This window comes from Thermomonas sp., from assembly GCF_047606765.1.
Lineage (GTDB): Bacteria > Pseudomonadota > Gammaproteobacteria > Xanthomonadales > Xanthomonadaceae > Thermomonas.
In genome coordinates this window covers 1-15,464 of sequence record NZ_JASGED010000130.1, presented here as the reverse complement: position 1 = coordinate 15,464, position 15,464 = coordinate 1, and the positions used below count along the sequence as shown (strand labels likewise).

10 protein-coding genes are annotated in these 15,464 nt (G+C 66.9%); 8 read left to right on the top strand and 2 right to left on the bottom strand.

Annotation, left to right across the window (positions count from 1 at the left end; genetic code table 11):
* Positions 1-21 precede the first annotated feature (21 nt).
* From QM612_RS12145 to QM612_RS12110, 8 genes are all read left to right on the top strand, one after another.
* Positions 22-2,688: a DUF2339 domain-containing protein gene (locus tag QM612_RS12145; protein WP_415254144.1), complete on the top strand. Its 2,667-nt coding sequence runs from the start codon at positions 22-24 to the stop codon at positions 2,686-2,688.
* Entirely contained in the window at positions 2,685-4,043 is a 1,359-nt protein-coding gene (locus QM612_RS12140) for a DUF3999 domain-containing protein (RefSeq protein WP_415254143.1), read from the top strand. The genes QM612_RS12145 and QM612_RS12140 overlap by 4 nt, the downstream gene beginning before the upstream one ends.
* A 66-nt stretch (positions 4,044-4,109) precedes the next feature.
* The gene (locus QM612_RS12135) at positions 4,110-5,285 is read left to right on the top strand and encodes a phosphoglycerate kinase (RefSeq protein WP_415254142.1); all 1,176 of its coding nucleotides are present in this window, start codon (positions 4,110-4,112) and stop codon (positions 5,283-5,285) included.
* A gap of 74 nt (positions 5,286-5,359) precedes the next feature.
* A complete protein-coding gene (pyk, locus tag QM612_RS12130; RefSeq protein WP_415254141.1) occupies positions 5,360-6,826 on the top strand; it encodes a pyruvate kinase in 1,467 nt (488 codons plus the stop codon).
* A 111-nt stretch (positions 6,827-6,937) separates the two neighbouring features.
* Positions 6,938-7,942: a class I fructose-bisphosphate aldolase gene (locus QM612_RS12125; RefSeq protein ID WP_415254140.1), complete on the top strand. Its 1,005-nt coding sequence runs from the start codon at positions 6,938-6,940 to the stop codon at positions 7,940-7,942.
* Positions 7,943-8,203: 261 nt separating this feature from the next.
* On the top strand, positions 8,204-9,253 hold the full coding sequence (locus QM612_RS12120) for an efflux RND transporter periplasmic adaptor subunit (RefSeq protein WP_415254139.1): 1,050 nt from the start codon (positions 8,204-8,206) through the stop codon (positions 9,251-9,253).
* Between the two features lie 3 nt (positions 9,254-9,256).
* Positions 9,257-12,391: an efflux RND transporter permease subunit gene (locus tag QM612_RS12115; RefSeq protein ID WP_415254138.1), complete on the top strand. Its 3,135-nt coding sequence runs from the start codon at positions 9,257-9,259 to the stop codon at positions 12,389-12,391.
* Complete coding sequence (locus QM612_RS12110) at positions 12,384-13,208, top strand: TrmH family RNA methyltransferase (RefSeq protein WP_415254137.1); 825 nt, start codon at positions 12,384-12,386, stop codon at positions 13,206-13,208. The genes QM612_RS12115 and QM612_RS12110 overlap by 8 nt, the downstream gene beginning before the upstream one ends.
* Positions 13,209-13,230: 22 nt before the next feature.
* Here the strand turns inward: QM612_RS12110 and QM612_RS12105 are convergent, their stop codons facing one another.
* Together QM612_RS12105 and QM612_RS12100 are read right to left on the bottom strand one after the other, a co-directional pair.
* Complete coding sequence (locus QM612_RS12105; RefSeq protein WP_415254136.1) at positions 13,231-13,848, bottom strand: SGNH/GDSL hydrolase family protein; 618 nt, start codon at positions 13,846-13,848, stop codon at positions 13,231-13,233.
* 105 nt (positions 13,849-13,953) lie between these two features.
* Positions 13,954-15,213: a pyridoxal phosphate-dependent aminotransferase gene (locus tag QM612_RS12100; protein ID WP_415254135.1), complete on the bottom strand. Its 1,260-nt coding sequence runs from the start codon at positions 15,211-15,213 to the stop codon at positions 13,954-13,956.
* Positions 15,214-15,464 lie beyond the last annotated feature (251 nt).

The window sequence follows — 15,464 nt, the reverse complement described above, 5'->3', positions numbered from 1 at the left end:
GCGCAGTCATGAGGGTGGCAGATGGAAGGCGTGATCGTATTGCTCGTGTTGGCCGTACTGGCGGTGCCGGTGCTGCTGATCGTTGCGCTGATGTCGCTGTCTTCCGTGAAGCAGCGGGTGAGCGTGCTGGAGATGGACGTGGAGCGGCTGCGCCGCATGTCTGCACGCGCAGCGGAACCTGCGGCGGCACAACCTGCGCCGATTCCGCAGCCCACACCCGCAGCGGCGTCGACACCATCTGCACCTTCGCCCACGCCCGCACCGGAACCACCGAAAGTCGCCGAGCCAATCCGCGCGGCTGCACCGCCCGCAGCGCGCGTGGCCGAACCGGCACCGCAAGCGCCACCGCCTGCGCCCGCACCGCCGGCAAGGCCGGCGCGCCCGGACATCATCACCCTGGCGATGCGCGCAGTGCAGCGCTGGTTCACCGTCGGCAACGTGCCGGTGAAGATCGGCGTGCTGGTGCTGTTTGCCGGTGTCGCTGCATTGTTGAAGTACGCCGCCGATCAGGGTTGGCTCACCACGCCGCCGGAGTTGAAGCTGGCCGCTGTTGCCGCTGCCGCGCTGGGCGCGCTGGTGTTTGCATGGCGCAAGCGCGAGAGCAACCGCATCTTCGCGTTGAGTTTGCAGGGCGGTGCCATCGGCGTGCTGCTGCTGGTGGTGTTTGCCGCGTTCAAGAACTTCGGGATGATCCCGGCGGGTGCGGCGTTCGCGCTCAGCATCGTGCTGGTGGCCGGTGCAGGCGTACTGGCGGTGTTGCAGGATGCCAAGGCGCTGGCGGTGTTCGCGCTGCTGGCCGGTTTCCTCGCGCCAATCTGGCTTTCGACCGGCAGTGGCAACCACGTTGCGTTGTTCTCGTACTATGCCGTGCTCAACGCGGCCATCTTCGGCATCGCCTGGTACAAGTCCTGGCGCGTGCTGAACCTGCTGGGTTTCGCCTTCACCTTCGGCATCGGCACCCTCTGGGGCGTGCTGGACTACATACCTGCGAAGTACGCCAGCACGCAGCCGTTCCTCGTGCTGTTCTTCCTGTTCTATCTGGCGATCCCGCTGCTGTTCGCGCGGCGCAGGCCGGAAGGAAGGCGTGATCTGATCGATGGTTGCCTCGTGTTCGGCACGCCGCTGGTGGCGTTTTCGATGCAGGCGGGCTTGCTGGAAGGTGCGCGCATGCCGCTGGCGTTCTGCGCGCTGGGGTTGGGTGTGCTGTACGCCGCGCTGGCATGGTGGCTGCGCAGGCGCGGCGGCTTTGCGGCGCTGATGCAGTCCTGGGCGATGCTGGCGGTGGGCTTCGCCACGCTGTCGGTACCGCTGGCCTTGTCCGCGCGCGCCACCGCAAGCGTGTTTGCGCTGGAAGGCGCGGCGCTGGTCTGGCTGGGCCTGCGCCAGGGGCGTCGCCTGCCGCAGTTTGCAGGCGCGGGTTTGCAGTCGGCGGCAGCGGCGGCATTGGCGGTTGCGCATCCCGATTTTGATGCGGCGATGTTTGCAAACGCCGGCTTCATGGGCGCGCTGCTGATCGCGCTGGCCGGCTTCGCCAGTGCCTGGGCCAACCGCGATGCGCGTAGCGACAAGATCGCGCTGGCGTATTACGGCTGGGGTCTGCTGTGGTGGATCGGCAACGGCATCCATGAAATCTACGATCACCTGGACTATCGCGATGCGCCCGACGCATTGCTTGTCTTCAGTGCATTGACCGGCTGGCTTGCAGCGGAAGTGCATCGTCGTCGTCCGGCAGGCGCATTGGCGTGGACGACGCTGGCGGCGCTGGCGATGGCCGTGCCGCTGGCCTTGCTGCAAAGCGCGGCGCACGAACAGCCATTCGCTGGTCATGGCGTGTGGGCATGGCTGGTATTCGCGGCGCTGGGCGTGCGCAGCCTGATGTGCCTGCGCGATGGCGAGCATCGCGCCGCGCCGGCCGCGCAGTTCGTCTGGTGGCTGGTCTGGCCGCTTGCGGCCTGCCTGTTGCTGCACTGGTTGCCGGGCCAGATCGGCGTGTTCGGCGAAGGCTGGCGCGTGGCGCTGGTGGCGTTGCCGTGGCTGGCGGTGGCAGCACTCGCGCTGCATCGCTGGCGCTGGTTGTCGATGCCGCTGGGCGAACGTTTCGATGGCTGGCGCGGGCGCTTGCTGGGGGTGACCTTCGGCGTGCTGGGGCTGTGGTGGTTGGCATCGCTGCTGCATGCGGGTGCCGCTGCGCCGCTGCCATGGCTGCCGGTGCTCAATCCGCTGGAGCTGGCACAACTGGCGGCGCTGGTACTGGCGCTGCGCTGGCAGGCACCAGCGGGACTGCGCGCGCTGCCGCCGCAACGAGTGGCGCTGCTGGCGGCGCTGGCCTTCGTCTGGATCACCTCGGTGGTGCTGCACGCCGTGCATCACTGGGGCGGCGTGCCGTGGGATGACAGCCTGCTGCCCGGCAGCCTGGCGCAGACCAGCCTGACCGTGACCTGGAGCGTGCTGGGCGTGCTGGGTTGGGTGATTGGTTCGCGTCGCGGCCAGCGCATGCTGTGGCTGGCCGGCGCGATGTTGATGGGTGTGGTGCTGGCAAAACTCGTGCTGGTCGATCGCCAGCATCTGGGCAATCTGCTGGGCATCGGCTCGTTCATCGCCTATGGCCTGCTGTGTACGGTGGTGGGTTACTTCGCACCGGCACCGCCGAAGCGCGAAGAAGACAGCAACGCGGAGACAGCCGCATGAACATGAAAAAACTTGCATGGCTGCTGGCGCTGCCGCTGGTGGCATTCGCGGCGACCGGCGACGACTACGCCAGCCAGTGGCCGCTGTCCTTGCAGCGCGAAGATGGTGGTGCCTATCGCGTGGTGCTGGAGCCTTCGGTCTATCGGCAGGCGCAGACACCCAACCTGCGTGATGTGGTCGTGGTGGATGCCGATGGCAAGCCGGTTGCCACGGACGTGTTGCCGGCGGATGCGCCGCTGGTGCAGGCCGGCGGCAGCGTGGCCTTGCCGTGGTTTCCATTGCCGAAGGATGCCGCTGCATCCAACCGCGACATCCGCGCGATCAGCGAAGTTGCCACCGACGGCACCCTGCGCCGCGTAGAGCTACGCGATGCCGGCACGACGGCGGACAGCGACAGCGGCTTCGTGATCGATGCCAGCCGCCTGCGCGAGCCGGTGGCGGCGCTGCGGCTTGCGTGGTCGGACGAGGCACCGTTCGACCGCAGCTATCGCGTCGAGGCCTCGGACGATCTGCGCCAATGGCGCGAGGTGCAGGCCGATGCGCGGCTGGTGCAATTGCGCAACAACGGCCAGCGCATCGTCGAGGATCGCATCGCCTTGCCTGCGGTGCAGGCGCGCTATCTGCGCCTGCTGCCGCTGCGGGCGGACGCCGTGCCACTGGTGTTGACCGGCATCACTGCGGAGCTGGCGGGCCGCGTTGCTGCACCGGCATTGCAATGGGAAGAAGTGCAGGGCCGGCGCGTGGAAGATCGCGATGGCGTCAGCTTCGAATACACGCTGGACGGGCGCTTCCCGGTGGAAGCGGCGGATGTGGTGGCTTCGGGCAACAGCACGCATCACTGGACGCTGGAACAGCGCGACGATGCAAACGCGCCGTGGCGATCCGCTGCCGCGTCATGGATGGCCTATCGCATCGATAGCGGCGGCACGTCCAGCCGTTCGCCGCCGCAGCCGCTGCATCGCCTGTCGCGTGACCTGCATTGGCGGCTGCGCGCGCAGGCACCGGTGGAAGGCGAAGCGCCAGTGCTGCGCCTGGGCTATCGGCCCGAAGTCGTCGTGTTCCTCGCCCAGGGCAAGCCACCATTTCGCTTGCTGGCCGGCAGTACACGCGCGGCGCGCGCGGACGTGCCGCTGCCGCAGTTGCTCGATGCGCTGCGCAGCGAGCGCGGCAAGGACTGGCAGCCGGTCACCGCAACGCTGGGTGCGCGCCAGACGCTGGCTGGCGAGGCGGCATTGCGCCCGCTTGCGCAAAAGCCCGACTGGAAGCGCTGGCTGCTGTGGGGCGTGCTGATTGCGGGTGCTGCGCTGGTGGCGGGCTTTGCCTTCAGTCTGTTGCGCAGCAAGCCCGCCCATTGAGCGGCGATTTGCCGCACGCACGCGCCGCCCCGACAATTGCGCATCCCCACGTCCGCAGGAATGCCCATGTCCATCCTCCGCATGACCGATCTCGACCTTTCCGGCAAGCGCGTCCTGATCCGGCAAGACCTCAACGTGCCTGTCGCAGATGGCAAGGTCACGTCCGACCAGCGCATCCTCGCTTCCACTCCCACCATCAGGCTGGCGCTGGAAAAAGGCGCGGCGGTGATGGTGACCTCGCACCTCGGCCGTCCGAAGGAAGGCAGCTGGAGTGAAGCCGATTCACTCGCGCCGGTGGCCGCGCGTTTGTCGGAACTGCTGGGCTTCGACGTGCCGCTGGTGAAGGACTGGGTCGATGGCGTCGATGTGCAGCCCGGCCAGCTGGTCTTGCTTGAGAACTGCCGCATGAATGTCGGCGAGGGCAAGGACGACGAAGCCCTGTCGAAGCAATATGCCGCGCTGTGCGACGTGTTCGTGATGGACGCCTTCGGCACCGCGCACCGCGCGCAGGCCTCCACGCATGGTGCGATCCGCTTCGCGCCGGTGGCTTGTGGTGGCCCGCTGCTGATGGCGGAACTCGACGCGCTGGACAAGGCGCTGGCCAATCCCGCGCGCCCGCTGCTGGCCATCGTCGCCGGCAGCAAGGTCAGCACCAAGCTGGAACTGCTGTCCTCGCTGGTGTCCAAGGTCGATCAATTGATCGTCGGCGGCGGCATCGCCAATACCTTCATCGCCGCACTCGGTTACGGCGTTGGCAAGTCGCTGGTGGAAATGGATCTGATCGATACAGCCAAACAGATCATGGCTGATGCCAAGGCACGCGGTGCCGAGATTCCGCTGCCGGTGGATGTGGTGGTCGCGCCCGCGTTCGCCGCCGATGCGCCGGCCACCATCAAGCCGGTCGATGCGGTCGGCGCGGACGACATGATCCTCGACATCGGCCCGCAGACTGCGCAGGCCTATGCCGCACTGATTGCAAACGCCGGCAGCGTGGTCTGGAACGGCCCAGTCGGCGTGTTCGAGTTCGATGCCTTCGGCAAGGGCACCGAAGCCGTGGCCCGCGCCATCGCTGCATCGCCCGCGTTCTCCATCGCCGGCGGCGGCGACACCCTCGCGGCGGTGGACAAGTACGGCATCGCCGATAGCGTCAGCTACATCTCCACCGGCGGTGGCGCGTTCCTCGAGTTCCTGGAAGGCAAGACCCTGCCGGCGGTCGCGGCGCTGCAGGCGCGCGCGGGCTGACATTGATTCCATTGTCCTGCGGACAGCGCCATTTGCCGTGTCGTGCTAGCGTGCGCGACCACAGGAGCTCACACATGACCGAACATCGCCGCCGCACCCGCATCGTTGCCACCCTCGGCCCGGCCACCGATCCGCCGGAGGTGCTGGAGGCGGTGCTGCGCGCAGGCGTGGATGTGGTGCGGTTGAACTTTTCGCATGGTGATCCCTCGGCGCAGGTCGCGCGTGGCGAGGCGGTGCGGGCGATGGCTGCAAAGATCGGGCGCGAAGTCGGCATCCTTGCCGACCTGCCGGGGCCGAAGATTCGCGTGGAAACTTTCGCCGCCGGCAAGGTGCAGTTGAAGGCGGGCAACCGCTTCGATCTGGTCGCCAGCCTCAACGTGCCGCCCGGCGATGAAACGCAGGTTGGCGTGAGCTATCTGGAACTGCCCGGCGACGTGGCACCCGGCGACGTGCTGCTGCTGGACGATGGCATCGTGCAATTGCAGGTGGATGCGGTGGAAGGCGCGCGCATCGTCACCACCATCCTCAACGACTGCGTGCTGTCCAACCGCAAGGGCCTGAACAAGCAGGGCGGCGGATTGTCGCTGGGTGCGATCACCGAGAAGGACCGCGAGCTGATCGCGATTGCCGCCGGCATGGATGTGGATTTCATCGCGGTGAGTTTTTGCCGCAATGCCGAGGACATGCACGAAGCGCGCCGAGTGGCGAAAGCGCACGGCAGCAGCGCCGCGCTGGTGTCCAAGATCGAGCGTGCCGAAGCCATCGAGAATCTTGCCGAGATCGTCGATGCCAGCGACGTGGTGATGGTGGCGCGTGGTGACCTGGGCGTGGAAATCGGCGATGCCGCGTTGCCCGGCCTGCAGAAGAAGATCATCCGTGAGGCAGTGGCGCGCGAGAAAGTGGTCATCACCGCAACGCAGATGCTGCAGTCGATGGTGGATAGCCCCATTCCGACCCGCGCCGAAGTGCTGGACGTGGCGAACGCCGTGATCGACGGCACCGATGCGGTGATGCTGTCGCAGGAATCCGCCGCCGGCAGCTGGCCGGTGCGCGCGGTGGAAGCGATGGCGCGCATCTGCATCGGTGCGGAAACGCAATTCGAGGCCGATACCGATTTCGAAGCCGCGCGTCGCGGGCTGGAACGCGCCGACCACGCCATCGCGATGGCGACCATGTTCCTGTCCGAACACATCGGCGTGCGCGCGGTGGTGGCGATGACCGAATCCGGCGGCACCGCGCGCTACCTGTCGCGCTTCCGCTCCTCGGTGCCGATCTATGCGTTTTCCCGTCATGCCGGCGCGCGCCGCAGGATGGCGCTGATGCGCGACGTGTTCCCGATGGATTACGACAGCCGCGGCCAGACCCCGCGCGAAGCCGCGCGCGGCAGCACCCGCATGCTGGTCGAGGCCGGTCTGCTGGAAGCCGGCGACCGCGTGGTGTTCACCAGCGGCGAGCACATGGAAACCCGTGGCGCGACGAATACCCTGCGCCTGCTGGAAATCGGCGAAGACGGACGCGCGGCGGGGTTGGGCGAGTTGTAACGCAGCTGTATTTGTAGAAGCGGAGCTTGCTCCGCTTGCCGGGCTGACAACGATTTCATGAGGGGCGCTGGCGGCTATAATTTGCGCCTTCCCGCCAGCCGAGCCGCACCCATGAGCATCGAACAACTCGCCGAAACCGCCCGCGCCATGGTTGCCCCGGGCAAGGGCATCATCGCCATCGACGAATCCGCCAGCACCTGCAAGAAGCGCTTTGACGGCGTCGGCATCGAATGCACCGAGGAAAACCGCCGCGCCTACCGCGAGCTGCTGCTGACCGCGCCGAACGTCAACCAGTACCTGTCCGGCGCGATCCTGTTCGACGAAACCATCCGCCAGAAGACCCGTGACGGCGTGCCGTTCGCCAAGTACATGCTGGACAACGGCATGATCCCCGGCATCAAGGTGGACAAGGGCACGCATCCGCTGGCCGGCTTCCCCGGCGAGCTGGTCACCGAAGGCCTGGACGGCCTGCGCGAGCGCCTGGCCGAGTACTACAAGCTGGGCGCGCGCTTCGCCAAGTGGCGTGCGGTCATCAACATCGGCGAGGACATCCCCTCCGGCACCTGCATCGAAGCCAATGCGCACGCGCTGGCGCGCTATGCCGCGCTGTGCCAGGAGCAGGGCTTGGTGCCGATGGTGGAGCCGGAAGTGCTGATGGACGGCGACCACGACATCGAGACCTGCTATGAGGTCACCGAGGTCACCCTGCGCGCGCTGTTCGACGCGCTGTACAACCAGAACGTGATGCTGGAAGGCACCATCCTGAAGGCGTCGATGGTCGTCCCCGGCAAGGGCTGCGAGGAGCAGGCCAGCGTCGAGGAAGTGGCCGAGTCCACCCTGATGTGCCTGAAGTCGGCGGTGCCGGCGATCCTGCCGGGCATCGTGTTCCTGTCTGGCGGGCAGAGCGACGAGGATGCCACCGCGCATCTGGACGCGATGAACCGCATGGGCCCGAACCCGTGGCCGCTGAGCTTCAGCTATGGCCGGGCGATGCAGCAGGCCGCGCTGGCGCTGTGGGCCAAGGACATGACCGGCAACTGGGACAAGGCGCAGCAGACCGTGTTCGAGCGGGCCAAGGCCAATGGTCTTGCCGCCCTCGGCCAATGGGAGGGTTGATCCTGTTCGTCACTCCCGCGAAGGCGGGAGTCCATGGACGTTGCTTTTCATCGCGATAACGTCCATGGGTGCCCGCCTGCGCGGGCATGACGATGGATTTTCCGAAACGCCGGCCCCGTGCCGGCGTTTTGCTTGCAAGGGAAGGCGCTTCGACGCGCGCGCCGAACAGGCGCTGATGAGGGCGACCCCAGCGGATGGCACAGGGGGTCGCCGCGTGCGGCGGCTAGAATCCCCGATCCCCCGCCATGAATCCGCTGCCCCATGCGCATCCAGCATTCCCTTCCCTTCGTCCTTGCACTGGCGCTGGCCGCCTGCGGTCGCCAGGAGGCGGGCAAACCGTCCGGGCCGGGCGCGCGCGCCAATGCGCCGGTACCGGTGACGGTGGAAACCGTGCGCGAGCAGGACTGGAACGACGCGCTGCGCGCGCTGGGCACGGTGCGTGCGCACGAGGCGGTGACGATCACCGCCAAGGTCAGCGAAACCGTGCAGCAGGTGCATTTCGAAAGCGGCCAGCAGGTCGCGCGTGGTGCGGCGCTGGTCACCCTCAGCGGCCAGCAGCAGCAGGCCGCGCTGGATTCGGCGGAAGCCGCGTTGAAGGAGGCCGAGCAGCAGCACCGCCGGCAGGAAACCTTGTTCCAGCAGCAACTGGTGGCGCGCTCCGCGCTGGATGCCGCACGCGCCACCCGCGATGCCGCCCGCGCGCAGGTTGCGCAGGTGCGCGCCAACCTGTCCGACCGCGTGATCCGCGCGCCGTTTTCCGGCGTGCTGGGCATCCGCCAGGTCAGCCCCGGCGCGCTGGTCACGCCGGGCACGGCGATTGCCACGCTGGATGACATCTCCCGCGTCTATGTGGACTTCCCGGTGCCGGAAACCGAGCTGGCCGGCGTTGCGCCCGGACAGGAGGTGAGCGGTCGCGTGGCTGCCTATGCGGATCGCAGCTTTGAAGGCCGCGTGGACACAGTGGCCGCGCGGCTGGACGCGGCCACGCGCGCCGCCACCGTGCGCGCCGGCTTCCCCAATCCAGACCGCGTGCTGAAACCGGGCATGCTGGTGGAAGTTGCGCTGTCGCGCGGCATCCGGCCCGCGCTGGTGGTGCCGGAGATCGCCGTGCAGCAGACCGGCAGCGAAACCTTCGTGTGGCGGGTCAAGGCCGACGGCACGGTGGAAAAGGCGAACGTGGTGGTCGGCGGCCGCATCCCCGGCAAGGTCATGTTGAAGGAAGGCGTGGCGGCGGGTGATCGCATCGTGGTCGAAGGTACCGGCAAGCTGCGCGCGGGCAGTGCGGTTTCCGAAGGCGCGGTGGCGAAGTAGGCCATGAAGCTTTCCGACCTGTCGATCAAGCGGCCCGTGCTGGCCGTGGTGATGAGCCTGCTGTTGATGGTGCTGGGCGCGATGTCGTTCATGCGCCTGACCCTGCGTGAATTGCCGGCCATCGATCCGCCGATCGTGTCGGTGTCTGTCGATTACCCCGGCGCATCGGCCAGCGTGGTCGAAACCCGCATCACCCAGACCATGGAAGACGCGCTGGCCGGCATCGAAGGCATCAACACCATCGAGTCCAGCAGCCGCAACGGCAGCTCGCGCATCAGCATCGAGTTCTACGCCAGCCGCGACATCGAAGCCGCTGCCAACGACGTGCGCAACGCGGTCAGCCGGGTTGGCGACCGCATGCCGGAAGAGGCGAATGCGCCCGAGATCAGCAAGGTCGAAAGCGATTCCGACCCGGTCATCTGGCTCAACCTGCGCTCCGAGTCGATGGATCTGCTGCAACTTGCCGACTATGCGCAGCGCTATCTGGTGGATCGCTTTTCCAGCCTGGAAGGCGTGGCGCAGGTGCGCATGGGCGGCAGCCAGCGCTACGCGATGCGGATCTGGCTGGATGGCGACAAGCTGGCCTCACGCGGGCTGACCGCCGCTGACGTGGAAACCGCACTGCGCGCGGAAAACGTGGAGCTGGGTGCAGGCCGCATCGAATCGGCGGATCGTGATTTCACCCTGCGCGTGGCGCGCGACTACACCAGCGCCGAGCAGTTCGCGCAGATGCCGATTGCCAAGGGCAGTGATGGTTACGTGGTGCGGCTGGGCGACGTGGCGCGGGTGGCGCTGGAATCCGCCGAGCGCCGCGCCTACTACCGCAGCAACGGCGAGCCGGCGATGGGCATCGGCATCGTCAAGACTTCCACCGCCAACAGCCTGGACGTGGCCGAAGCCGCCAAGGCCGAGGCCGAACGCATCAAGGCGACGCTGCCGAAGGGCACCGACATCTATGTCGCCTTCGACACCACCACGTTCATCTCGGCGGCGGTGGAGCGCGTCTATCACACCCTGGTCGAAGCGCTGGTGCTGGTGTTGCTGGTGATCTGGCTGTTCCTTGGCAGCGTGCGCGCGGCGGTGATCCCGGCAGTCACCGTGCCGGTGTGCGTGGTCGCCTCGTTCATCGCGCTGTATGCCTTCGGTTTCACGATCAACCTGCTGACCCTGCTTGCCCTGGTGCTGTGCATCGGCCTGGTGGTCGATGACGCCATCGTGGTGGTGGAAAACATCCAGCGCCGCGTCGATCTGGGCGAACCGCCGCTGGTCGCCGCGCGGCGCGGCACCGCGCAGGTGGCGTTCGCGGTGCTCGCCACCACTGCCGTGCTGGTGGCGGTGTTCCTGCCGGTCGGCTTCCTGCAAGGCAACACGGGCCGGCTGTTCCGCGAACTGTCGGTGGCGCTGGCGGCGGCGGTGGCGATTTCCGCCTTCGTCGCACTGACGCTGACGCCGATGATGGCGTCCAAGCTGCTGCGCCCGCATGCCGGCCCGCACGCGGTGCATGGCAACCGCGCCAGCGAATGGCTCAACGCACGCTTCGAGCGTTTGGCGCGCGGCTATCGCAGCGTGCTGGGCCGCAACGTCCATCGCATCGGCTTGTTCGGCGGGCTGGTGCTGGCCGCGCTGGTGGGTCTGGTGCTGCTGTTCAAGTGGCTGCCCAGTGAGCTTGCACCGCCGGAGGATCGCGGCTCGTTCATGCTCAACATGGAAGGCCCGGAAGGCGCCGGCTACGACTACAGCGTCAAGCAGATGCAGCAGATGGAGGCGATCCTTGCCGGCCAGGTTGGCGAAGGCAAGCCGATCCTGCGCGCCAATCCGCGCGTGCCGGGCGGCTTTGGTGCCAGCGAGGAAATGCATACCGGGCGCGTGATGGTGTTCCTGCAACCGTGGGACCAGCGCAAGCAGAGCACTGCAGAAGTTGCCGACGCGCTCGAAAAGCAATTCGCCGGCATGACCGGTGTACGCGTGCGTTCGATGGTGGGGGGCGGTCTGGTGCGCACACGCGGGCAACCGTTCCAGCTGGTGCTGGGTGGCCCGGATTACGCAGAACTGGCCGGTTGGCGCGACATCATGCTGGCGAAGATGGAAGACAACCCCGGCTTCGTCGGCCCGGATTCCGACTACAAGGAAACCCGCCCGCAGATGCGGGTGATCGTGGACAAGGCGCGCGCCGCCGATCTTGGCGTGTCTGCCACCGCGATTGGCACCGCGCTGGAAACCATGATGGGCGGGCGGCGCATCACCACCTTCGTCGATAACGGCGAGGAATACGACGTGATGCTGCAGGCCGACCGCAAGGGCCGCGAATCCGTGGCCGCGCTGGACGCGCTGCAGGTGCGTGCGCGTAACGGCAACCTGATTCCGCTGTCCAATCTGGTGACGCTGCGCGAGGTTGCCGAACCCGGCACCTATAACCGCTTCAATCGGCTGCGCGCGATCACCCTCAGTGCGCGCCTGGCCGACGGCTATCCGCTGGGCCAGGCCGTGGCCTGGGCACAGCAAACCGCGAAGGAGAGCCTGCCCGACTACGCGCAGATCAGCTGGAAGGGCGAATCGCGCGAACTGCAGGAGTCCGGTGGCGAAGTCCTCATCACCTTCGCACTGGCCCTGCTGATCGTGTATCTGGCACTGGCCGCACAGTTCGAGAGCTTCGTGCATCCGCTGGTCATCATGCTGACCGTACCGCTGGGCGTGCTGGGCGCGTTGATCGGGCTTTGGCTGACCGGCGGCACCGTCAACCTGTTCTCGCAGATCGGCATCGTCATGCTGGTGGGCCTTGCGGCGAAGAACGGCATCCTGATCGTCGAGTTCGCCAACCAGTTGCGCGATGCAGGCCACAGCGTGCATGAGGCCATCGTCGAATCCGCCGCAGTGCGTTTGCGCCCGATCATGATGACGTCGATTGCCACCATCATGGGCGCGCTGCCGCTGGTGATCTTCGGCGGGCCGGGCTCCGCCAGCCGCGCCACGATCGGCGTGGTGGTGATCTTCGGCGTGGCCTTCTCCACCCTGCTGTCACTGTTCGTGGTGCCGGCGTTCTACGCCCTGCTGGCGAAATACACCTCCTCGCCCGAAGCCCTGGCCCACAAGCTGGACAAACTGGAAGCAGACACCCCGCAGGCAGGTGGGCATGCGTGATGACAATTCCCCGTGGAAGGCGCGCGGCCCGCGACCGCCGCAGAGGATGGACGCAGCCGACGCGCCAGCGCCGCATCCCGCGCGTGAGCGCCGCGATGCCGAACTGCGCATCCATGGCCTCAACGCCATCCGCGCGGTATTCGCGCGGCGGCCGCAGGCGATCCGCAAGCTCTATCTGGTCGAGTCGCGCATCCCGCAATTGCAGCCTTTGCTGAAGTGGTGTGTCGCCAATCGCGTTGGCTATCGCGTGGTGGATGAAGGCGATCTGCAGAAACTCGCGGCCAGTGCGCATCACGAAGGTGTCGTCGCCGAAGTGTTGCGCGATGAGCCGTTGCCGCTTTCGACATGGCTGCGTGATTTGCCCGAAGGCCCGCAATGCGCGCTGTGGCTGGATGGCGTGGGCAACCCGCACAACCTTGGCGCGATCCTGCGCAGCGCCGCGCATTTCGGCGTGGGTGCGGTGCTGTTGCCGAAGCCGTCCACGCTGGCGCTGTCCGGTGCGGCGGCGCGGGTCGCCGAAGGCGGCGCGGAAGCGGTGCCGTTCGTGCGCCTGGGGCGCGAGGACAACAGCATCGCGCAGCTGCGCGGCGCGGGCTTCACGCTTGCCGCCACCGTGGTGCGCGGTGGCGATGATCTGTTCAAGGCGGCGCTGCCGCAGCGACTGGTCTATGTGCTGGGCGCGGAGGGCGATGGCATGTCGCCGGAACTTGCAGCGGCTTGTGACCTGCGCCTGTCGATCCCCGGCAGCGGCGCGGTGGAAAGCCTCAACGTGGCATCGGCCACGGCGGTATTGCTGGCAGCCTGGGCGCGGCGTTGAGCGCCGCCGCATTCGGCATCGTTCAATCGCCGCGAAGTAGTTTCATCGCAACAGGCAAAGCCGCTTGCGTCCAGCGCGCATACATCGCGGCGGATGGATGCAGGCCATCGTCGGCCAGCATCGCGGTGTCGCCGCCACCATCGCGGCTGATGCCGGTGATGTCCACGAAGGCCACGCCTTCGGCTTCGCACAACTCCTGCGCGGCGGCGTTGTAGGCATCCAGATCATCGGCGATGGCACTGCGGTCGCGGCCACTTGCGATGGCGAACGGGGTCACGCCCCAGTCCGGGATCGACAGCACGATCACGCGATCCGCGCGCTCGCCTGCCAGCGTGACTGCACGCCGCAGCAGACGGTGGAATGCGCCGACGTAATCATCCAGCGGATGACCGCGATACTGGTCGTTGACGCCGATCAGCAGCGACACGAAATCCTGGTTGCCCGGCGGTTCGGCATCGTCCATCGCCGCTGCCAGTTCGTCACAGCTCCAGCCGGTGGTGGCGATGATGTGCGGATCGTCGATGGCAATGCCGGCCTCGCGCAATGCGCGCGCAAGCTGCATCGGCCAGCGGCTTGCCGGCTCGACGCCTTCGCCGATGGTGTAGGAATCGCCGAGTGCGAGGTAGGACAGTGCGCGCATTGGCTTTTGCTCGTCATTCCCGCGAAAGCGGGAATCCAGCCCTTGCTCTAACAATAGAAAAGCTGGATTCCGGCTTTCGCCGGAATGACGGGGTCTTTCGTGATTTCATGCCACCGCGCTGTTGCGCTGCGCATTCTCCGCGCGACGCGACAGCACGCGGTCAATGCGCGTGAACACCTCGCGCAGCATCGGCGCTTCCGGCAGCAGGGTCACGCGGAAATGGTCGCGATACGGCACGTTGAAGCTGGTGCCGGGCACGATCAGCACGTCTTCTTCTTCCAGCATCTGCAAAGCGAAATCGTGATCGTCGAAGCCATGCGCCGCTGCACCCACCACGCGCGGGAAGCCGTACAGCGCGCCCGCAGGCGCCACCAGCGACAGGTGCGGACTGGTGTTGCAGCTTTCGATCAGGGCACGGCGGGTTTCGTACAGGCGACCACCCGGCTGGCACAACGCGCTGATGGTATCGGCACCGTGCAGCGCCTGTTCAATGGCGAACTGCCCCGGCACGTTGGCGCACAGGCGCAGCGCGCCGAGCAGGTCCATCGCGTGGTGGAAATCACCACAGGCCATCGGGTCACCGCTCAACACCGCCCAGCCCACGCGCCAGCCGCAGGCGCGGTGTACCTTCGACAGCCCGCTGAAGGTCAGGCAGGGCAGGTCGCCGGCCAGCGGTGCCAGCGGCTGGAACACGGCATCGTCGTACAGGATACCGTCGTAGATTTCATCGACCAGCAGCAGCAGGCGATAGCGCTGCGCGATCTCGACGATGCGCTCCAGCAGCGCGCGCGGATAGTTCGCGCCGGTCGGGTTGTTGGGGTTGATGAGGACGATGGCGCGGGTGCGCGATGACACCAGCGATTCGATTTGTTCCGGATCGGGCAAAAAGCCATTCTCGCGGTCGCACTTGTAATAGACCGGGCGTCCATCGTTGAGGATGGTCGCGGCGCTCCACAGCGGGTAGTCCGGCGACGGCACCAGCACTTCCTCACCCGGATTGAGCAGGGCGCGCAGGGAAATGTCGATCAGTTCGCTGACGCCATTGCCGACGAACACGCGCTCTGGCGATGCGTTCGGCGTGCCGCGTTTGCGATGAAACGCGGCGATGGCCTCGCGTGCTTCCGGCAGGCCTTGCTGGTGGGTGTAGGGATCGGTGCTTGCGATGTGGTCGGCAATCGCACGCTGCAGGTGATCCGGTGCGCGGAAACCGAACGCCCCCGGATTGCCGATGTTGAGCTTGATGAGCGTGCGGCCCTGGCCTTCCAGTTCGCGTGCGCGGCGGGCCAGCTCGCCCCGGATCTCGTAGCGGACTTCGGTCAGGCGGGTGCGGGTGGCGATCTTGTTGCGGGGGTTGTACGACGACATGGCGTGGGGATGGGGGCAAACGAAGTCGCAAGGGTAGCGGAAACCAAGCGGGGGTGGGCGCGCGAGCGTGCAATGCGGGAGATTGGTGCAGGTGCTGGAACCGTAGCGCTTCGCCTGATTGCCGGGGTCTGTCAAACAAACTGTGTAACTTGATTTGGTCATAGCGCGTCAAGCGGCACGCGCTCCTCACCGAACATCACCTGGAAGCTGTCCAGCGCTGGCTTCCAGTGATGGATCGACTTCCAGTTCTT